Here is a 19,239-nt window from a genome sequence, read left to right as displayed (position 1 = left end):
AATGGCCGTCAGTGCGCTTTCGACGACAATTCATCACAAATTACAATTATGTAAGGAACGGATTTGTGCGTTGCCTTCGTTAGGGCATGCGGGAATACTTCTACCGTTCCGAAAAGCTCTTTTCGGGGCGGGTTTATGCTGTGCGGATAATCGGAGAATTGTATGCGGGTGTGGAAACAGGTGGGTGTCAGTCTTGCTGTAGCGGGAGCAGGACTCTGTCTTTGGGGGTTTTATTCACCCGAAGCGCGGAATCTGCTCGCGGGTATCGGCATCGGCAAAACACCTGTTGGCGCGGTCGAGGTTGCCGCATCCGGTGCCAGAACACCCGGTTCGTCATCCGGCCAAAATGCCGGCGCCGCACGCCGCGATGGCAATGCGACCCTGGTGGCGATGGCCCCGGTCAAGAAGGGCACGGTCAATGACAGGCTGAACGCCATCGGCAGTGGCGAGGCCATCCAGTCGGTCGTCGTCATGCCGCAGACATCAGGCACGCTTTCGGAAATCCGCATTTCATCCGGCGCCCGCGTCGTAAAGGGGCAGGTGCTCGCGCGGCTCGATGACGAGGAGCAGGTGATCGAGCGGGACAAGGCGCAGGTTGCGCTACGCAGCGCCGTCGAAAAATCGAGTTCCTACAGTAACCTGAAATCCGTATCCCGCCTTGATGTGCTGGACGCGCAGATTGCCGAGGAAGCCGCCAAGCTTGCACTGAGCACCGCCGAGCTGAACCTCAGGCGCCGCGACATCGTCGCACCGATTGAGGGTGTTGTCGGGATCGTGGCCGCCAATATCGGCGACAATGTCACCACGCAATCAACAATCGTCGGCATTGATGACCGTTCTCAAATTCTGGTCAATTTCTGGGCGCCGGAACGGTTCGTAACTGCAATTACCGTCGGAATGCCTGTAGAGGCCACCTCGATTTCACGCCCCGGCGAGACGTTCAAAGGTGAGGTCGAGGCCGTCGACAACCGTGTCGACGCCGCAAGCCGTACCATCCGCATCCGGGCACGGTTTGCTAACGACAAGGATGAGCTTCGGGCCGGTATGTCCTTCGGCGTCACCATGCGTTTTGCCGGAGAGACCTATGCCTCCGTCGATCCGCTGGCCGTGCAGTGGGATGCCGAAGGTTCCTATGTCTGGCGCGTGACCGACAATAAATCGGCCAAGGTGCGGGTGCAGATCGTGCAGCGTAACCCCGATGCCGTTCTCGTGAAAGCGGAACTGGCGGAAGGCGATCAGGTCGTGACCGAAGGATTGCAGCGGGTGCGGGAGGGTGGTGCCGTCCGTGTCGCAAGCCAGCCGAAGCCCGAGGAGGTTGCCAGCCAATGACGACTCAGCCGCCTTCGGGTCAGGATTCCAAGCTCGCCTTCACCGCACTGTTCGTTCGCCGGCCCATTCTGGCAGCGGTTCTCAATACGTTGCTTGTGGTTGCCGGCCTTGCCGCGCTGGTTGGCGTTGAGGTGCGCGAGTTGCCGGATGTGGACCGGCCGTCCATCAGCGTCAGGACGACCTATGAAGGTGCGGCGCCCGAAACCATCGATCAGGAAGTGACGCAGACCATTGAGGGGGCTGTTGCGCGCGTCAGTGGCGTCAAGTCCATCTCCTCCAATTCGCAATTCGGCACCAGCCGCGTAACGATGGAATTCGGCGACAATGTCGATATGGCCGTTGCCGCAAACGATGTGCGCGATGCCATTGGCCGCGTAACCAACCAGTTGCCTGATGATGCTGACGAGCCGCAGATCATCAAGGCGGATTCCGACAGCCAGCCGATCATGCGTCTTGCCGTCACTTCGTCCACGCTCAGCATGGAAGATCTGACCAAGCTGGTGGATGACGAAGTCATCGACCGCCTTGCCGCCGTCGATGGCGTGGCGGATGTGGAGCTTTACGGCGATCAGGAAAAAGTCTTCCGCGTCGATCTCAATCAGGCCGCACTTGCCAGCCGTGGTCTGACGGTGACGGATATTTCCACCGCGCTGGCCAGTGCCGCGCTTGATGTGCCGGCGGGATCGCTGAAAAGTTCGACGCAGGACATCGTCGTGCGCGCGACCGCGAGCCTCACGAAGCCTGAGGATTTTTCCAACCTTCTGATCAAGGACAATATCCGCCTGCGCGATGTGGCAACCGTGATGCTGGGTGCGGATGACGAATCCACCTCGCTGCGGTCCAATGGTGTGCAGGGCGTGGGTCTCGGCGTCATCCGGCAGGCGCAGTCCAATACGCTCAATATCTCCACCGGCGTGAAGGCTGCCGTCGAGGCCATGTCGGCCAACCTGCCGCAGGGTACGCGCATCGTGGTGACCAGTGACGACGCCGTCTTCATCGAAGGCGCGTTGCACGAGGTGGAACTGGCGCTTGGTCTTTCCGCGCTGATCGTGGTTGTGGTGCTCTACCTGTTCCTGCGTGACTGGCGGGCAACACTCATTCCGGCGATCACCATGCCGGTGGCTTTGATCGGCACGATCATCGCCATCTACATGGTCGGATTCTCGATTAACATCCTTACGCTGCTCGCCATCGTTCTGGCGACGGGTCTGGTGGTCGATGATGCGATCGTGGTGCTGGAAAATATCGTGCGCCGCCGTGCCGAGGGCATGGGGCCGCGCGCTGCCGCTGTTCTCGGCACGCAGGAAGTGTTCTTCGCGGTGATTGCGACGACGGCGACCCTTGCCGCAGTGTTCATTCCGCTCTCCTTCCTGCCGGGCCAGCTGGGTGGCCTTTTCCGTGAATTCGGTTTCGTTCTCGCCTTCGCTGTCGGTCTTTCCTCCATCGTGGCCCTGACGCTTTGTCCGATGCTCGCTTCGCGGATGCTGAAAGACGGATTGAAGGAACCCACGGGACCGCTGGCGTGGTTCGGCAATGTCTTTGCCTCCACCTACAAGAAGACGCTTTCCGCCTGCCTCAACAACCCGCTCATCGTCATCATCGTTGCGCTCGTCTTTTCGGGCCTGTCTTGGATTGCCTTCGGCATGATCCAGAACGAACTGACGCCGCGCGAGGACCGCGCCTCGGTGATGATGCGTGTGACAGCGCCGCAGGGTGTCAGCCTCGACTATACGCGCGACCAGTTGCAGCGGATCGAGGAAAATCTCCAGCCACTGCGCGATAGCGGTGAAATCCGCAATATTTACTCTATCACCGGTATGAACGGTTCCTCCAACACCGGTTTTCTGGTGCTGACGCTGGCGCCGTGGGCTGATCGCGACCGCACGCAGAACCAGATTGCCGCCGATGTTACCGCTGCCGCCAACAAGGTGCCGGCGCTGCGCGGCAACGCCATGCAGCCGAACAGCCTGCGCATTCGCGGTGCGGGCAACGGCCTGCAGATGGCAATGGTCGGCAGCAATTATCAGGCACTGACAGCTGCGACGCAGAAACTACTGCTTTCCATGGAGGAAAGCGGCCTGTTCGAAACGCCGCGTTTGGACAACGAGCCCAACCAGGCGCAGCTATCCGTCTCCATCGACCGTGAGCGCGCCTCCGATCTAGGCATTGATATCACCGGCCTGTCACGCGCCATGCAATCGCTGCTGGAAGGACGTTCGGTTGTCGACGTCTTCGTGGATGGGGATGCAATCCCGGTCCGGCTGCTGTCCTCCACCCGGCCGATCAATGACCCGACCGATCTGGAAAACGTCTTCCTGAAAACGGGTGACGGCAAGATCGTGCCGATGTCGGTCATTGCCACCCTGAAGGAAAATGCGGTGGCGCCGCAGCTGAACCGCGAGCAGCAGCTTCCCTCCGTCGGCTTTACCGCCAATCTCAAGGACGGCGTTTCGCTCGGTCAGGCTTTGGAAAAGGTGAACGAGCTCTCACAATCCCTCCTGCCGCCCGGCGCCCGCCTTCTGCCGCTCGGCGAGGCGGCGACGCTTGAGGAGAATTCGAGCGGCATGCTGCTGACCTTCGGTTTTGCCATCGCCATCATCTTCCTCGTCCTGGCCGCGCAGTTCGAAAGTGTCCTGAGCTCGATCATCATCATGTCGACAGTGCCGCTCGGTCTTGCCTGCGCCGTCATCGCGCTGCTCGTCACCGGATCGAGCCTCAACGTTTATAGCCAGATCGGCCTTGTGCTTCTGGTGGGCGTGATGGCGAAGAACGGCATTCTCATCGTGGAATTCGCCAACCATCTGCGTGACCAGGGCGCCACCGTGCGCGAAGCCATCGAAAAAGCCACCAGCATTCGCCTGCGCCCGGTGATGATGACAATGATCGCGACCATTTTGGGCGGCGTGCCGCTGGTGCTGGCACAGGGAGCAGGGGCGGAAGCACGCATCGCGCTCGGCTGGGTCATCGTCGGCGGTCTGGGTTTTGCGACGCTGGTGACGCTTTACATCACCCCGGTCTCCTACCTGCTGATTGCCCGTTTCGCCAAACCGCAAGCCGATGAGGAAATCCGCCTCCACCGCGAACTGGAACTTGCCGCGCGTCGGAAGGCGCTGGAGGAGGACAAGCAGCTGCTTGCGGCGGAATAAAAATTTATGGGCAAGCCCGAGAGCGCGACGCGCTAAGCAGATCGTGGCAGCTGATTAACTCCTGTTCGTGCTATAAATCTGGACGCCTTTATACGATAGTTCAAAGGTTCCAACGCTTACCCTGCCGTTCGCGTCCGTCTCAATCAGGTTTCCTGTTCTGTCATAACTATTGAACAGGCTGGAAATCGTCTGGTCGAGTTGATCTTTGGCGCGCTTTTTCCAGTAGTTATTGGTGTCTTCGAACATTTTAAGAACTACCCGCTGTTTCTCGGTCAGGGTTTTCGGATCGACTCCTTTGGCTTCGATTTTGTGTGTGCTGTTATAAAAATCGATCGCATTCTGTAAGGACTGTATGCTTCCCGGAATGCCCATGGCGGCATAGCCGGGGCTATCAAAATTAGCCCAGTAGGTATCATAGTCGATACCAGCGAGTGCCCAACTCTCTCTCTGTTCTCGCACGGAAGCATTGTGGTATGCTTTACTTAGCTCAGCCTGATATGCCTCTGGCGTTAGATCATGCACGCTTTCTTTCGTCATGCCCTCGGGAACGAAATTGCGAACAATGTCTTCAGGCCGCACACCTGGGGTATGCATGGCGCGGTTGAAGCGTAATTCCTCTCCCCACACATCCCGTTTGCTTGAGGCCGGGGAAAGATTGAGGCTGGTGGTTCGGATAATCTCTTCCATCCAGTCTCTATCCGCCACTGGATCCGCATTGTTCTTTGCTTCTTCAGCATCGTTATTATCTCTCTCCGGCCTCCCGTCGATCCTGCCTCTCATGTCGTAGGTAAGGTCGCCCGTTTCGTCGTCCGCGCTGGAGGCAATCAGTGCGGTCAGAGGGTCAACACCATTCGTGGCGCCGGAAGGGCTACTTGCCCGGTTTTTTTCGGGAATGTTCTCGGTCATCAGTCGAAAATAATTCGATCCTGCAAAGGGCTGACTTATAATTGCAGTCATGTTGAAACCCTGATGTTTGAATACGGACCCGTTTCTAGCCCGGCTCCGCATTCCGGTTGTAATTTATATGCATTTATGAGCATCAATGAAGAAATTCACGTATAAGATGTATACGAGCTGGAGCTTGCTCAGGGCTGGCAGTATGTGCATGCGGAAGGCCATATGAGAGGAGGTTGTTCCTACCGTCCGGGCGGCTGACCGGCTGGACAAAGCCTTAACCTTATCCCATACCACCCAACGGAATTTCGTAACGGATCGAGTCCGTTACGGCGGTATCTTGCGGTGGAGATGGACGATGGCGCTGAAAGATGTGGTCGCGGGAAAACGCAACGAGGAAGGCATCGCGTCGGTGCTTGCAGCGCTGAAGCAGCAGCTGGGTGATAAGCTCCAGACTGGGCAGGCGTTTCGCGAGCAGCATGGCCATACCACCACCTATCTGACCTTGCAGGCGCCTGATGGTGTCGTCTTTGCCGAAAACGCAGATGATGTGAAAGCTGTGGTGAAGGCTTGTGCGCAGTATAAGGTGCCGGTCATTCCCTTCGGAACTGGCTCTTCACTGGAAGGGCAGGTCAATGCGCCTGATGGCGGAATATGCATCGATTTCAGCCGGATGAATCGCATCATTGAGGTAAACGCCGAAGATCTTGACGTGACGGTGGAGCCGGGTGTGACGCGCGAGGACCTTAACGTCTATCTGCGTGATACCGGCCTGTTCTTTCCGATCGATCCGGGTGCCAATGCCTCTATCGGCGGCATGGCCTCGACGCGGGCGTCGGGCACCAATGCCGTGCGTTACGGCACGATGAAGGACAATGTGCTGGCCGTTACCGCCGTTGTTGCCAATGGTGAGGAAATCCGCACTGCTCGCCGTGCCCGCAAGTCGTCGGCCGGTTACGATCTGACGCGGCTTTTCGTCGGTGCCGAGGGCACGCTTGGGGTTCTGACCTCGGTTACGCTGCGGTTGCAGGGCATCCCGGAAAAGATCGCCGGTGGCGTCTGCACCTTCGACAGTATTCAGGCGGCCTGTGACGCCGTTATCATGACGATCCAGATGGGTATTCCGGTTGCGCGCATCGAACTGCTTGATGAAGTACAGGTGCGGGCCTGCAATGCCTATTCCGGCCTGAACTACGCGGAAAAACCGACGCTGTTCGTGGAGTTCCACGGCACCGAAGAGACGGCAGTCCTGCAATCGCAGCAATTTGCAGAGATCGCGGCGGAATGCGGCAGCGTCGATTTCCGCTGGACCAGCGATGCGGCCGAGCGCAACAAGCTGTGGAAGGCCCGACATGACGCTTATTGGGCCTCGCGGGCGCTCGCGCCGCATCTCGACGGTTTGTCCACCGATGTCTGCGTGCCGATTTCGCGGCTGGCGGACTGCGTGGTGGAAACGCAACGGGATATCAAGGAAAACGGCTTTCTGGCGCCGATCGTCGGTCATGCCGGCGACGGCAATTTCCATGTACTCATCCTGTTCGATGGCAAGGATGCCGAAAGTGTCGCCAAAACCGAAGCTTTCGTTGCGCGTCTCAATCGCCGGGCCATCGCCATGGACGGCACCTGCACCGGAGAACACGGCATCGGCCAGGGCAAGATGAGTTTTCTGGCCGAAGAGGCGGGAAATGCGCTGGATGTGATGCGCGCCATCAAAACGTCGCTCGACCCCGATAATATCTTCAATCCAGGCAAACTGTTCCGTCTTGTCTGATCATTCTCACAATTGATTGGTACAAAAGGCTGCTTGCCGTTAAGGCAAATAAGAATAGGTTTGCAGCGTTCGCGAAGGGAGAAGCAGTTCAGTGCTCGGGCGTATTCTGGTTTTTCTGGGCGGACTGCTGGCCGTGGTGCTGTTTTCAGCGCTGCTCATTCCCTATTTCGTTGACTGGACGGATTTCCGCCGCGATTTCGAAGATCAGGCAAGCCGCATTCTGGGCAAGAAGGTGGTGGTGCACGGTCGCGTCGAAGCCCGGCTCCTGCCTTTCCCTTCGGTGACGCTGCATGACGTGCGCGCCGGAACGGATGCGGACGGATCGCCGCTCATTCAGGTGGCGCGTTTTTCCATGGATGCCGAGCTGGCGCCTTTCCTTTCCGGTGAAGCGCGTATCTTCGACATGCGCATCGAGGAACCCAAGGCCAAGATCCGGCTTTTGAAAGACGGCACTCTGGACTGGATGCGCGGCAGCCGGGCGGAAATTCCAGCCCGCACCGTGGTTCTGGAAAGTGTGCAGATCGAAGGCGGGCAGATCGAATTCATCGACGAGCAATCCGGCCGCAACCGTGTTGTGACGGGTCTTAACGCCGACATGTCCGCCAATTCGCTGGCCGGACCATGGAAGGCGGAAGGGCGCGCTGCCGTTGACGGGCATCCAGGCTCGTTCTCGCTGTCGAGCAGCGAGCCGGATTACGCCAATGGGCGCATGGGCCTGCGGATTCGTGTGGTGCCGGATGAACATCCGGTTGAGGTCGATCTGGACGGTGCGATTGCCGCGACTGCGGGAAAGCCCGCCTATAGCGGTTCCTTCGCCTTCAGTTTCCGTGAAGACCAAAAACAGAAGCAGCAGGGCGGGCAATCGCTGTTCTCGTCGCCACGTACCCGCGGCAGCTTCGAACTGACGAATGAAAGCGTGCGCATACCGAGCTACCGCATGGAGCTCGGTGGCAACGAAAATCCTTACGTTGTGACCGGCGAGGCAACGCTGGATACCGGGGCCAAGCCGGAATTTCTGCTCACGGCGGATGGCCAGCAGATCGACGTCAATCGTTTCGCACCGCCCGTCGTGCAGACCGGCAAGACCTCGCGCCAGCCCACCGCCTCCGTGCGCCAGCGCATCGAGGCATTTGCCGCCATGGTCGCCCGCATTCCGGTTCCGCCGGTCCCGGGCAAGGCCAGCATCAGCCTACCGGCGCTGGTTTCCGACGACACCACCATTCGTGACATCCGGCTGGACGTGCGCCCTGATGGCAGCGGCTGGCAGGTGGTTAACGCCGTGGCAACGCTGCCCGGCAGGACGCAGCTGGAAGCCAAAGGTTCCCTGACGCTGCTGGATGGTCCCGCTTTCAACGGCAATCTGCTCGTTGCCTCCAACCAGCCATCCGGGCTGGCAAACTGGCTTTCCGGTTCTGTCGATCCGGCGATCCGCCAGCTCAATGCAGCCGGTTTTTCCGCCGACGTCTCGCTGACGACGCTGAACCAGCGTTTCGACAATCTCGAGCTTGCCATTGGCGACGCCTCTCTGAAGGGGAAGCTGGAACGGCGCTCTGACGGCAAGGCCTCCAATCTTTCGATCGATCTTGCCGGTAACGAGATCGATCTCGACGCCCTGAAGGCGCTTGGCAGCCTGGCGCTCGGCGATCAGGTCGGAAGTTCTGTTCTCGACCATCGCATCGACGCCAAGTTCAAGGCCGACCGGTTCAACATGGCCGGTGTGACTGCAAATCATGTGGAAACTGCCTTCACCATGGCGGGCGGCGTTCTCTCGCTTGAAAAGATGACGGCTGGCGATATCGCCGGTGCCGAAGTCAAGGCGAAAGGGCAGTTGCAGGGGTCGTTGCTGAAATATGCGGGCAAGGGCACGGTGAACCTGCATGCGACGGACATGCAGCCGTTCTTCGCCATGCTGCAGCAGAAATTGCCTGGTCATCCGTTCCTCAGCCGTCTGGCGGCGAGTTCGCCGTGGTACGCCAATTCCGACCTTGCCATGGATGTTTCGGTCAACAGCGAAAATGGCGGCGCGAATGTCGCCGTTTCCGGCACAGTCAACGGCAGCCGTCTGTCGGCCGTGGCCAAGATGCCGGATTTCCTGTCCATCACCGATGATACGGCGATGTCGCTGGAAGGGGTTTTGAAAAACCAGTCGACGGCGATCCTGTTCGGGCAGGCAGGGCTTGATCCCCTGCCGTTCGATGCCGATGGGGAAGGGCTGCTTTCCGTGAAGCTCAACGGCACGCTCGGTTCTCCCGTCCAGACCGATATCCGTTTCTCGACGGAGCGCACGCATTTCTCGATGATCGGGTCCTTTGCCGTTGCCGCCGCCAATTTCGGCGAGGGTAGTGCGGATCTGGCGCTCGAAAGCGCTGATATAGAGCCCTATCTCATCATGAACGCGGTTGGCCTGCCGCAGCTTGGTGGTGGCATGGCGCTGAAGGCGAACGGAAAAATGGCGGTGGATGCGCAGAAGATTGCGTTTTCGGCCCTCGGCGGGCAGGCGGGCGGCAACCCTTTCTCGGGCAGTCTGGCGTTCCAGCGCGCGGCCCCACATTCCGTCACCGGTGATCTTGCCCTTCGGACCGTCGATCTTGCCTGGCTCGGAGATGCGATCTACGGACCGGTGATCGACCCGGAAACGGGCACGCTCAACGCCAAGCCGCTGGCCATGCCGGCTTTCCCGCAACTCAAGGCCGCGCTGTCGCTGAAAGCGGAAAGTTTCGAGGCCGGTCCTTTCGGCACGGTCACGGGTCTGTCGACCAAGGTCACGCATGATGATGGCAATCTCGCGCTTGATGATATCGCCGGCACCTTCATGGGCGGAAAGCTGACCGGGCGGCTTGCCATGTCCACAGGCGAGGGAGCGGGCATTTTCCGCACCAAGATTGCGGTGAACGACGCCAATCCCGAGTCGATATTGTGGGCGAACGCCAACGGCCAGGTCGCGACGGGCCGGGTGGCGATCGATCTGACCGCCGAATCGACGGGCAAAAGCGTTGGTGAAATTTTGAAATCGGCAGGTGGCTCGGGGGAAGTGCGCGCCAGCGGGCTTGTGCTCAAAGGGCTTAATCCCGGTGCCTTTCCGCCGATCCTGCAGGCGGCGGAAGGCTTACAGCAGCCGATCGACGCGCCAAAGGTTCGGCCGCTGGTGGATCAGAGCCTGTGGCAGGGCGAAATACCGCTCGGCAACGTAGCCCTGCCATTCACCCTGAATGGCGGCGCGCTGCACTTCCAGAATTTGCGCGCCGGGATCGATCCAGTGACGCTTACCGGAGAAGCGACGGTCGATATTGCAGCATCGACCGTGAATGGCGATCTTGATCTTATCTTCAATCCCGGCACCGAAGTGGTTGCTGGCGCCGAACCGTCGCTGCGTCTCAACTATAACGGTCCGCTCGCCGCACCGGCTTTGACGACCGATGTTTCGGCGCTCGGCAATTATCTGGCACTCCGGGCTTTCGAAAAGGAACGCCGTCGCGTCGAGGCCATGCAGGCCAGCGTTCTCGAAAAGCAGCGCCTGCGTCGTGAAACGGCGCTTTATCGTTCTCAGGCGGCTGAACGTCAGGCTGAAAAGGAACGGGTGGAGGCGGAAGCCAAGGCCAAGGCCGAAGAGGAGGCGCGCCTTAAGGCGGCGGCAGAGGAGCGTCTGCGGCAGGAAAAGGAACAGCAGGAGCGGTTGCAGCAACAGCAGCAGCAGCAGCAGCAACCTGTTCCCGAGCGGCAATCAACGCCGGCCTTGACGGTGCCTCCAACGGAAGATGCGATCAGGCAACTGGCGCCCGAAAACGCTCCGGCCAATCCGTAAGTTTGCCGCGACGACGGCGCGTTTTGGGGAGAGGTTAGAGCCCGTGTCTCAGGGCGAATTTTGACGCGGTCCGGACAGCTGCCGCTTCGACCACTTTGCCAAAATTATCCGTTAGCCTGTTAAATCCAGGCTTCACGCTCGCCGAAGGGCGTGTCGGCATCAAAATTCTTGGTACCGATCCTGCTGCTTTCCCCCGACAGGCTGGGCTTGTCCGCGCTGTTGCTTGAGGAAGCCGATTTGTCGGAGCTGTTTTCGATTGCCTCGAGCTGCGCTTGCAGCGATGCAATAGTACTCTTCAGTTCTTCCTGTGCTTTCGCTTCGGAGGTCTGGGCGAGTTCTGACTGCTTTTCGGCAATCTGCGATTTCAGTTCGGCAACGCTTGAAGACGAGGTGGATGAAGAGGAGAGGACGGAAACAGCGATGCTCGTTCCCGAAGCGGCGGAAACCATGGGTCGCCTCGTGGCGTGCGGATGAAAAGGAAAAGCTTGAAATACAAATCTGGAAGCAAGGCTACGCAGTACTGAAGCGCCTTGCAGTACAAATTAGCGCGCTAATGTTTAATGAATGCTTTCACGACATTATGAGTTTTCGGCAAGAATGTTTGTAGTTGGAGAATGGATGGATATGAGCCGGCGCATATGCGCGCCGCTGCAGTGTCATCTTTCGATGCCACCTTGCAGCAAGCTCACCTGCTCTTCAGCCAATTCAGTACATGGACCCGAAGGGATGAGGACAGATTGCTGTCGGCTGGCCGGTTGTCGTCTATTTCCGCAAGCAGGGCGGCGAAACTGATCTTGCGCTTTTCGGCGATGATTTTCAGCTCGTCCCAGAAGGCATCCTCGAGTGAAATGCTGGTGCGGTGGCCGTGCAATGTCGTGGAGTGCTTGCGGATCATCAGATCAATCTCTCCGGCTGGTCCGGTTGGGAATCTGAATCATGTCGTGCCTGCAAGCCTCTGTTTGGCGGTGTTTTTTCTGGTCTTCCGAAAGCTTGCCCGGGCAGGCCGGCTCTTCAATCCCTGTCGGTCCTGTCATCGTCTTTTTCAAGCCGCCCCTGATCGAGCACCTTTGCGGCTTTTTCGTTAAGGGCCGATGTGAGGTTTTTTTCCGCCTTGGTGCGACCGAAGGACAGGCGGTTCTGATCCGCCTGTTTTTCTTTTTCGCTACGGGCTTTCTGCTTCCGGAACTGACGCAGATTGACGATATCGGCGGCCATGCGGATATGTCTCCTTGAGCTTCGCGCGATCGGGCTAAAAGCCGTTATTGCTTCTTGCGGAAGGCATCCAGAGAAACGACGGAGCCTTCCTTCTTTTCCTCGCCGGACTTGGGCGTCTCCGACGTTGTAGCCGGCTTTGCCTCATGGGAAACGGGATAGGCGGTGATTTCGGCCTCTTCCAGCTCTTCCTCGTCTGCCAGGGGCACATCGAACTCAAGCTCGAAATTGACGGAGGGATCGTAGAAACCTCTGATGGCGTTATAGGGAACAACCAGCTTTTCCGGCGTATCCGAGAAGGACAGGCCGATTTCAAAGCCGATCTCCGTCACTTTCAGGTCCCAGAACTGATGCTGGATGACGATGGTCATCTGCTCGGCATATTTGGACTTGAGATGCTGCGAAATCCGCACACCGGGCGCGCCGGTCAGAAATGTTATGAAGAAATGGTGGTCGCCGGGCAGGCGGCCGGTTGCCGCCACTTCACCCAAAACTTTGCGAATAACGCCGCGAAGGGCATCCTGTGCGAGAATGTCGTAACGGATATGATCCTGCCCCATGCGGTCCTGTCTTTCCCTTATTCGAACGTCTTTTAAAGCGCTGCGCACCAAGTGCGCCAAGGACGCTGTAACACTTTGAATCTTTGCGTAATCCGCAAGCCGGTATCAATTTCGATCCTGGCGGCTACGCATTACCCAAGTATACGCAATGTCCTGAACGGCAGCAACGGAAAAGCCGATGCTGTGTGCAAGTCAGCTATCATATAACCAATTCAGGCAAAATGGAGAAGGTGGAGGTTTCTGTTGCCAGGTACCTCCGAACCCCGCCTCACGGGGCTAACCGTGAGGACTTTAGAGCGGAATTCCCGCACCGCCATTAGGCAGCGAGAGCGTATTCCTTAGCGTTGTTGTCATTTGCAACTACACTTGTGACCCGATAACGGCGGTATCATGCCGAGCAAAAGTTCGATCTTTACGCCCTTGTCGATCCTATTTCGCCCCCATCAAAAGCCGGCCTTCATCTTCAAAAGCCGCCGGTTTTTGGTGGAGGCGCCGGGTACCGCCCCCGGGTCCAATAGGTTTATTACACCGACCGTTTATCGCCATAGCCGGGTTGCCCCGGCAAGTTTCATATAGGCGTTTCCCTTGGCCGAGAAAAGGGGCCGATGACAATTCCATGAAAAGATTTCGTGTTTGCCGCCCACAATTTAGACAATTCTTGACGACGAGGGATTGCTGACACATTCTCCCTACAACCGGTCACCACAAGCAACACCGGGCCGGGGACACACGAAGGAGTGGACATGACTGACTATCTCGCAGATGTGAAGAAATACGACGCAGCAGCCGACGAAGCGATTGTCGGCAAGATCGTCAAACATCTCGGCATTGCCCTGCGCAACCGGGATTCATCGCTGGTGTCCGCTTCCGATCCGGAAGAGCTTGCGCGTGTGAAGGCGAACTGGTGCGGCAAGAAGCTTGGCGTGACCGATGACAGCGCCGACAAGGCGATCGATGCAACCGCCAAGGCCATGGCCGCAGACCGCTCCAAGTCGCGTGTGACGTTTTATTATCTGGTGGCCAAGGAACTGGGCAAACTCCAGTCGCTCTGATTTTTTCGCGGGGATAAGCGACCCGCTGGTGATTGGTTCTGTCGCCCTGTGTTATTATATTCCCTTGATATCAGGGAATCGGCGGCAGAACACATGAAACAATATCTCGATCTTCTCCGGCATGTGATGGACACCGGCTCCGACCGCGGAGATCGCACCGGCACGGGTACGCGTTCGGTCTTCGGTTACCAGATGCGTTTCGATCTTGCGGAAGGTTTTCCGGTTCTCACCACCAAAAAGCTGCATCTGCGCTCGATCATCCATGAACTCCTGTGGTTCCTGAAGGGCGACACCAATATCGCCTATCTCAAGGAAAACGGCGTTTCCATATGGGACGAATGGGCCGATGAAAATGGTGATCTGGGTCCGGTTTACGGAGCACAGTGGCGTTCCTGGCCGGCGCCCGACGGCCGCCACATCGACCAGATCGCGCTTTTGATCGAGGCCCTCAAAACCAATCCCAATTCCCGCCGCCACATCGTTTCGGCCTGGAACCCGGCGCTGGTGGACGAGATGGCGCTGCCGCCCTGCCATTGCCTGTTCCAGTTCTATGTTTCGGATGGAAAGCTGTCCTGCCAGCTTTACCAGCGCTCGGCCGATATTTTCCTCGGCGTGCCTTTCAATATTGCTTCCTACGCACTTCTGACGCTGATGGTGGCGCAGGTCACGGGGCTGAAGCCCGGCGATTTCGTCCATACGCTTGGTGACGCGCATATCTACGCCAACCATTTCGAGCAGGCGAAATTGCAGATGACGCGGACCCCCAAGGCCCTGCCGACGATGCGCCTCAACCCGGATGTGCGAGACCTCTTCTCCTTTAAGTTCGAAGACTTTACGCTGGAGAACTACGAGGCGGATTCAACCATCAAGGCACCGATCGCGGTATGAGCGAGCCGCGCATCACCATCATCGTCGCGGTGTCGGAAAACGGCGTTATCGGCCGCGACCTCGATATGCCTTGGAAGCTTTCCACTGACCTCAAGCGCTTCAAGGCGATGACGATGGGCAAACCGCTCATCATGGGGAGGAAGACATTTCTCTCGGTGGGCGAGCGTCCTTTGCCGGGCCGGCCGCACATAATCGTCAGCCGCAATGCCGATTACAGGCCTGATGGCGTGGATGTCGTGTCGTCGCTTGAAGACGCCCTCGCGCTTGGCAAAAGCAAGGCTGCGGAACTGGGTGTGGACGAGGTTTTCGTGGCCGGTGGCGGGGAAATCTACCGTCAGGCCATGCCGTTTGCCGATCAACTTTCCGTCACCCATGTGGCCGTAAAGCTTGATGGCGACACTTTTTTTCCGGAAATCGATCCCGCCGTGTTTGAAAAAATCGAGGAAAATGCCGTTCCCGCCGGGGAAAAGGACAATTATCCGGTTCTGTTCACCACTTATTTGCGCAGAGCCGCGTCAAAGTGAACTATTTACCCTGATTGGGTATTTAGTTACCACCTCTGCGTTGAAACGCGCGCTTCTCCTTCTTATAACGGGTCCATATTCCCGCCGCACGCGAGCAATCGCTTTCGAACGGGATCGGGAGAGGCTTTTATAAAGAGGTATTGATGCCCTGGAGCAATCAGAATGGCGGCGGCGGCCCTTGGGGCGGCGGCGGTGGTGGCGGAAACAACCAGGGCGGCGGTGGCGGCCCATGGGGGCAAGGACCTAACCGGCCTCGCGGCGGTGGCGGCGGCAATGGCGGCCCGCCCGATCTGGAAGAGATCATCCGGCGCAGCCAGGACCGCTTCAAGAATGTCCTGCCGGGCGGGTTCAATGGCGGCGCGATTGCGATCGTCGCTCTCGTCGTTCTGGTTTTCCTCGGCATTCAGTCCATCTACACCGTCCAGCCGGACGAGCGCGGCGTGGAGCTGCGTTTCGGGCGTCCGAAGGATGAGATTTCGATGCCCGGCCTGCATTTCCATCTGTGGCCGATCGAGACGGTTGAAATCGTCAAGGTGACCGAACAGCAGCAGAATATCGGTTCGCGCGCTTCGTCTTCCTCCGCGAACGGCGTGATGCTGACCGGTGACCAGAACATCGTCAACGTGCAGTTCTCGGTGCTCTATACGGTTTCCGATCCGAAATCCTACCTGTTTAACGTCGACAGCCCGGCTGAGACCTTGCAGCAGGTTTCCGAAAGCGCGATGCGCGAAATCGTCGGCCGTCGTCCCGCACAGGACATTTTCCGTGATAACCGTCAGGCGATCGCGGCGGATGTGCGCACCATCATCCAGTCCACCATGGACGGATACGGGGCCGGCATCTCCATCAATGCTGTCGCCATCGAAGACGCGGCGCCGCCGCGCGAAGTGGCCGACGCCTTCGACGAAGTGCAGCGTGCCGAGCAGGACGAGGACCGCTTCGTGCAGGAAGCCAACCAGTACGCCAACCAGAAGCTGGGTGCCGCACGTGGTCAGGCAGCACAGATCATCGAAGAAGCGAACGCCTACAAATCTCGTGTCGTCAACGAGGCAGAGGGTGAGGCACAGCGCTTCATTTCTATCTACGATCAATATCGCACGGCACCTGACGTGACCCGCCAGCGCATGTTCCTGGAAACGATGGAACAGGTCCTGAAGGGTTCCAACAAGGTCATCATCGACGAAAAACAGGGTGTGGTGCCTTATCTGCCTCTGAACGAGATCATGCGCGGCAATCCGGGCGCGGCACAGCAGGGAGGCAACTGATATGAGCAACCGTCTTACGGCCGTTCTCGTCGGTCTCGCCGCCGTGCTTTTCCTGGCCTATTCGTCGATCTTCGTCGTCACCGAGCGCCAGCAGGCCATCGTTGTGCGCTTCGGTCAGATCCAGGACGTGAAAACGGCGCCGGGCCTCTACTTCAAGCTGCCCTTCGCCTTCATGGATGCCGATCGGGTGCAATATATCGAGAACCGGGCGCTGCGCTTCGATCACGACAACATCCGTGTTCAGGTTTCCGGCGGCAAGTTCTACGAGGTTGATGCCTTCGTGGTCTATCGCATCACGGATGCCCGCCGCTTCCGGCAGACGGTCTCCGGTGACCAGATGTCGGCGGAATCGCGTCTACGCACTCGTCTCGACGCATCGTTGCGCCGGGTCTACGGTCTTCGCGGCTTCGAATCGGCGCTTTCGGATGCGCGTGCATCGATGATGCAGGAAGTACGCGACGATCTGCGTCCCGATGCGGAATCGCTTGGCGTCAGCATCGTGGATGTCCGTATCCGCCGCACCGATCTCACGCAGGAAGTCTCGCAGCAGACCTTCGAGCGTATGAAGTCGGAACGTCTGGCCGAAGCCGAACTGATCCGCGCCCGCGGTAACGAGGCGGCACAGCGTCGTCGCGCTATTGCCGACCGTCAGGTCGTGGAATTCGAATCCGATGCCCAGCGTCAGTCCGAAGTCCTGCGCGGTGAAGGCGATGCGGAGCGTAACCGGGTCTTCGGCGAAGCTTTCCAGCGCGACCCGAGCTTCTTCGAGTTCTATCGTTCCATGGCGGCCTATTCCAGCGCGCTGTCTGGAACCGGCACTACGCTGGTCCTGTCTCCCGACTCGACCTTCTTCCGTTATTTCAACGACATCAACGGTGCTCCATCCACGGCTCCGGCCGCACCTGCCGCACCGCCGGCAAATTGATAACGGATCGAATGATTTTGGAGGGGCCGGTTTTAACCGGCCCTTTCTTTTGAGCGAATGGCTGGGTGGCAGCAAAACGGAAAGGGGACAAAATCCTGTTGTCTCGCGCCCGGAAAGGGATATCCGTTTTCGCGCCGATGCTGTAGGCAGTGAGCAAGGCAGCCGGTGCTGTTCACGAAAAGGTATTTTTACACTTCATCATTCCGCCTTATGCTTTGACGATATATGCAGGGAATGACGATTTGAAACGCGAGGACGCTTATGGCCGTGACCCTTCTTTCGCCTTTTCGCAGCAGCATTGCCGCAGTCGCGGGCTTCGCACTTGTGGCGGGTAGCCTTTCGGCACCGGTTGCGGCATGGGCGCAGAGCCATGGGCCGGCATCGGTCGCCGATCTTGCCGCACCGCTTCTTGATGCGGTGGTGAATATTTCGACGTCGCAGAACGTCAAGACCGAGGGCAAGGGGCCTGTGCCGCCGAAACTGCCGGAAGGTTCGCCTTTCCAGGAGTTCTTCAAGGATTATTTCGACAACCAGAAACCGGAAGGCGGCGACAAGGTCAGTTCGCTGGGATCCGGCTTCGTTATCGATCCGGCTGGCTACATCGTCACCAACAATCACGTCATTGAGGGCGCAGACGCCATCGAGGTGATTTTCCCGAATGGTTCGAAGCTGAAGGCAACGCTGGTCGGCACTGATACCAAGACCGATCTTTCCGTTTTGAAGGTAGAGCCGAAGGCTCCGCTGAAGGCAGTCAAGTTCGGCGATTCGCGCAGCATGCGCATCGGTGACTGGGTCATGGCCGTTGGCAATCCCTTCGGCCTTGGTGGATCGCTGACCGTCGGCGTCGTTTCCGCGCGCGGGCGCAACATCAATGCCGGTCCCTATGACAACTTCATCCAGACGGATGCGGCAATCAACAAGGGTAATTCCGGCGGTCCGCTCTTCAACATGAAGGGTGAGGTGATCGGCATCAATACGGCGATCATTTCGCCGAGCGGCGGTTCGATTGGCATCGGTTTCGCGGTTCCGACGGAACTCGCCCAGAATATCGTCGAGCAGCTCATCCAATTCGGCGAAACCCGCCGTGGCTGGCTCGGCGTGCGCGTCCAGCCGGTTACCGACGACGTGGCCGCAAGCCTTGGCATGGAAGCGGCAAAGGGTGCCTTGATTTCCGGCGTGGCCAAAGGTGGCCCGGTGGAAAACGGCCCGATCCAGGCCGGCGATATCGTACTGAAATTCGACGGCAAGGATATTCACGAGATGCGTGACCTCTTGAGGATCGTGGCGGAAAGCCCGGTCGGCAAGGAAGTCGATGTCGTGGTCTTCCGTGACGGCAAGGAAGAGACCGTCAAGGTAAAGCTTGGCCAGTTGCAGGATGCGCCTGATGAAAAGGCCGCAACCGACGATCCGCAGGCCGAGGACGGTGACGGCGGCATGGTCGTGCCTGATGACAAGGGCGGTTCCGACGATCAGGCGCAGGACCAGACGCCGGAGGTGCGCGAAGCGCCGCAGCGCGTGCTCGGCATGAACCTCGTAGTGCTGAGCAACGAGTTGCGGACGGAGAAGGGCATTGCCGAAAGCGTCGAAGGCGTGCTTGTCGCCAGTGTTGATCAGGGTTCGCCGGCCGAACAGAAGGGCATGAAGGCGGGTGATGTCATCGTCGAGGTTGGACAGGACTTCATGGAGGTTCCGGGCGACGTGCTTGTGCGTGTCAACGGCCTGAAATCCGAGGGTCGCAAGAATGCGCATATGATGGTTGCCGATGCACAGGGCAATCTGCGCGTCGTGGCGCTGCCGCTGGAGTAAAGCTTCTTTCGCCCGGTTCGGCAGGAATCGGGTGGCTGTGGTTCGGCTTGCTCTCTATTCCTCGG

At 58.7% G+C, this 19,239-nt stretch carries 15 protein-coding genes and 1 other RNA gene; 10 read left to right on the top strand and 6 right to left on the bottom strand.

Annotated features, from left to right (window positions below):
* Window positions 1-162 precede the first annotated feature (162 nt).
* Both AC5SEO_RS10380 and AC5SEO_RS10375 read left to right on the top strand, forming a co-directional pair.
* A complete protein-coding gene (locus AC5SEO_RS10380; protein ID WP_174068515.1) occupies window positions 163-1,329 on the top strand; it encodes an efflux RND transporter periplasmic adaptor subunit in 1,167 nt (388 codons plus the stop codon).
* Window positions 1,326-4,475, top strand: coding sequence for an efflux RND transporter permease subunit (locus tag AC5SEO_RS10375; RefSeq protein ID WP_112682105.1), 3,150 nt, complete (start codon window positions 1,326-1,328; stop codon window positions 4,473-4,475). Before AC5SEO_RS10380 ends, AC5SEO_RS10375 begins: the two co-directional genes overlap by 4 nt.
* A 54-nt stretch (window positions 4,476-4,529) precedes the next feature.
* On the opposite strand, the gene AC5SEO_RS10370 is transcribed toward AC5SEO_RS10375, so the two are convergent.
* Window positions 4,530-5,432, bottom strand: coding sequence for a hypothetical protein (locus AC5SEO_RS10370; RefSeq protein WP_495363841.1), 903 nt, complete (start codon window positions 5,430-5,432; stop codon window positions 4,530-4,532).
* Between the two features lie 295 nt (window positions 5,433-5,727).
* Here AC5SEO_RS10370 and AC5SEO_RS10365 point away from each other — a divergent pair, with 295 nt between their 5' ends.
* Window positions 5,728-7,140, top strand: coding sequence for an FAD-binding oxidoreductase (locus AC5SEO_RS10365; RefSeq protein WP_174068513.1), 1,413 nt, complete (start codon window positions 5,728-5,730; stop codon window positions 7,138-7,140).
* A 91-nt stretch (window positions 7,141-7,231) separates the two neighbouring features.
* Window positions 7,232-10,942 carry an AsmA family protein gene (locus AC5SEO_RS10360; protein WP_174068512.1) on the top strand — a complete coding sequence of 1,237 codons (3,711 nt, stop codon included), beginning with the start codon at window positions 7,232-7,234 and terminating at the stop codon, window positions 10,940-10,942.
* Window positions 10,943-11,061: 119 nt separating this feature from the next.
* Here AC5SEO_RS10360 and AC5SEO_RS10355 read toward each other — a convergent pair whose 3' ends face one another.
* From AC5SEO_RS10355 to ssrA, 5 genes are all read right to left on the bottom strand, one after another.
* Window positions 11,062-11,391, bottom strand: coding sequence for a hypothetical protein (locus AC5SEO_RS10355; RefSeq protein ID WP_174068511.1), 330 nt, complete (start codon window positions 11,389-11,391; stop codon window positions 11,062-11,064).
* A 236-nt stretch (window positions 11,392-11,627) separates the two neighbouring features.
* Window positions 11,628-11,837, bottom strand: a complete 210-nt coding sequence (locus AC5SEO_RS10350) for a ribbon-helix-helix domain-containing protein (RefSeq protein ID WP_003513131.1) — start codon at window positions 11,835-11,837, stop codon at window positions 11,628-11,630.
* Window positions 11,838-11,953: 116 nt separating this feature from the next.
* Window positions 11,954-12,157 carry a DUF4169 family protein gene (locus AC5SEO_RS10345; RefSeq protein ID WP_112752153.1) on the bottom strand — a complete coding sequence of 68 codons (204 nt, stop codon included), beginning with the start codon at window positions 12,155-12,157 and terminating at the stop codon, window positions 11,954-11,956.
* Window positions 12,158-12,201: 44 nt separating this feature from the next.
* Complete coding sequence (locus AC5SEO_RS10340) at window positions 12,202-12,714, bottom strand: SspB family protein (RefSeq protein WP_003513127.1); 513 nt, start codon at window positions 12,712-12,714, stop codon at window positions 12,202-12,204.
* Window positions 12,715-12,943: 229 nt separating this feature from the next.
* Window positions 12,944-13,316, bottom strand: a transfer-messenger RNA (tmRNA) gene (gene ssrA / locus AC5SEO_RS10335).
* A gap of 141 nt (window positions 13,317-13,457) precedes the next feature.
* On the opposite strand from ssrA, the gene AC5SEO_RS10330 reads away from it, so the two are divergent.
* The 6 genes from AC5SEO_RS10330 to AC5SEO_RS10305 all read left to right on the top strand — a co-directional run bounded on the left by AC5SEO_RS10330 (window position 13,458) and on the right by AC5SEO_RS10305 (window position 19,174).
* Window positions 13,458-13,766, top strand: a complete 309-nt coding sequence (locus AC5SEO_RS10330; RefSeq protein ID WP_003513125.1) for a DUF2853 family protein — start codon at window positions 13,458-13,460, stop codon at window positions 13,764-13,766.
* 93 nt (window positions 13,767-13,859) lie between these two features.
* Window positions 13,860-14,654: a thymidylate synthase gene (locus tag AC5SEO_RS10325; protein WP_013636479.1), complete on the top strand. Its 795-nt coding sequence runs from the start codon at window positions 13,860-13,862 to the stop codon at window positions 14,652-14,654.
* A complete protein-coding gene (locus AC5SEO_RS10320) occupies window positions 14,651-15,178 on the top strand; it encodes a dihydrofolate reductase (RefSeq protein ID WP_019565314.1) in 528 nt (175 codons plus the stop codon). The genes AC5SEO_RS10325 and AC5SEO_RS10320 overlap by 4 nt, the downstream gene beginning before the upstream one ends.
* Window positions 15,179-15,321: 143 nt before the next feature.
* A complete protein-coding gene (gene hflK / locus AC5SEO_RS10315) occupies window positions 15,322-16,443 on the top strand; it encodes an FtsH protease activity modulator HflK (protein ID WP_003513120.1) in 1,122 nt (373 codons plus the stop codon).
* 1 nt (window position 16,444) lies between these two features.
* Window positions 16,445-17,368, top strand: a complete 924-nt coding sequence (gene hflC, locus AC5SEO_RS10310; RefSeq protein WP_003513118.1) for a protease modulator HflC — start codon at window positions 16,445-16,447, stop codon at window positions 17,366-17,368.
* A 261-nt stretch (window positions 17,369-17,629) separates the two neighbouring features.
* On the top strand, window positions 17,630-19,174 hold the full coding sequence (locus AC5SEO_RS10305; RefSeq protein ID WP_003513113.1) for a Do family serine endopeptidase: 1,545 nt from the start codon (window positions 17,630-17,632) through the stop codon (window positions 19,172-19,174).
* Window positions 19,175-19,239 lie beyond the last annotated feature (65 nt).

The sequence above is a fragment of the Agrobacterium sp. K11 genome, assembly GCF_059429395.1.
Note: the sequence above shows the minus strand (reverse complement) of the source record. Positions and strands in the feature narration are given on the sequence as shown.

Coding starts and splice junctions, on each gene's coding strand:
- hflC (WP_003513118.1), top strand. CDS start 16,445: ATGAGCAACCGTCTTACGGCCGTTCTCGTCGGTCTCGCCGCCGTGCTT.
- AC5SEO_RS10325 (WP_013636479.1), top strand. CDS start 13,860: ATGAAACAATATCTCGATCTTCTCCGGCATGTGATGGACACCGGCTCC.
- AC5SEO_RS10370 (WP_495363841.1), bottom strand. CDS start 5,432: ATGACTGCAATTATAAGTCAGCCCTTTGCAGGATCGAATTATTTTCGA.
- AC5SEO_RS10340 (WP_003513127.1), bottom strand. CDS start 12,714: ATGGGGCAGGATCATATCCGTTACGACATTCTCGCACAGGATGCCCTT.
- AC5SEO_RS10355 (WP_174068511.1), bottom strand. CDS start 11,391: ATGGTTTCCGCCGCTTCGGGAACGAGCATCGCTGTTTCCGTCCTCTCC.
- AC5SEO_RS10375 (WP_112682105.1), top strand. CDS start 1,326: ATGACGACTCAGCCGCCTTCGGGTCAGGATTCCAAGCTCGCCTTCACC.
- AC5SEO_RS10305 (WP_003513113.1), top strand. CDS start 17,630: ATGGCCGTGACCCTTCTTTCGCCTTTTCGCAGCAGCATTGCCGCAGTC.
- AC5SEO_RS10345 (WP_112752153.1), bottom strand. CDS start 12,157: ATGGCCGCCGATATCGTCAATCTGCGTCAGTTCCGGAAGCAGAAAGCC.
- AC5SEO_RS10320 (WP_019565314.1), top strand. CDS start 14,651: ATGAGCGAGCCGCGCATCACCATCATCGTCGCGGTGTCGGAAAACGGC.
- AC5SEO_RS10350 (WP_003513131.1), bottom strand. CDS start 11,837: ATGATCCGCAAGCACTCCACGACATTGCACGGCCACCGCACCAGCATT.
- AC5SEO_RS10380 (WP_174068515.1), top strand. CDS start 163: ATGCGGGTGTGGAAACAGGTGGGTGTCAGTCTTGCTGTAGCGGGAGCA.
- AC5SEO_RS10330 (WP_003513125.1), top strand. CDS start 13,458: ATGACTGACTATCTCGCAGATGTGAAGAAATACGACGCAGCAGCCGAC.
- hflK (WP_003513120.1), top strand. CDS start 15,322: ATGCCCTGGAGCAATCAGAATGGCGGCGGCGGCCCTTGGGGCGGCGGC.
- AC5SEO_RS10365 (WP_174068513.1), top strand. CDS start 5,728: ATGGCGCTGAAAGATGTGGTCGCGGGAAAACGCAACGAGGAAGGCATC.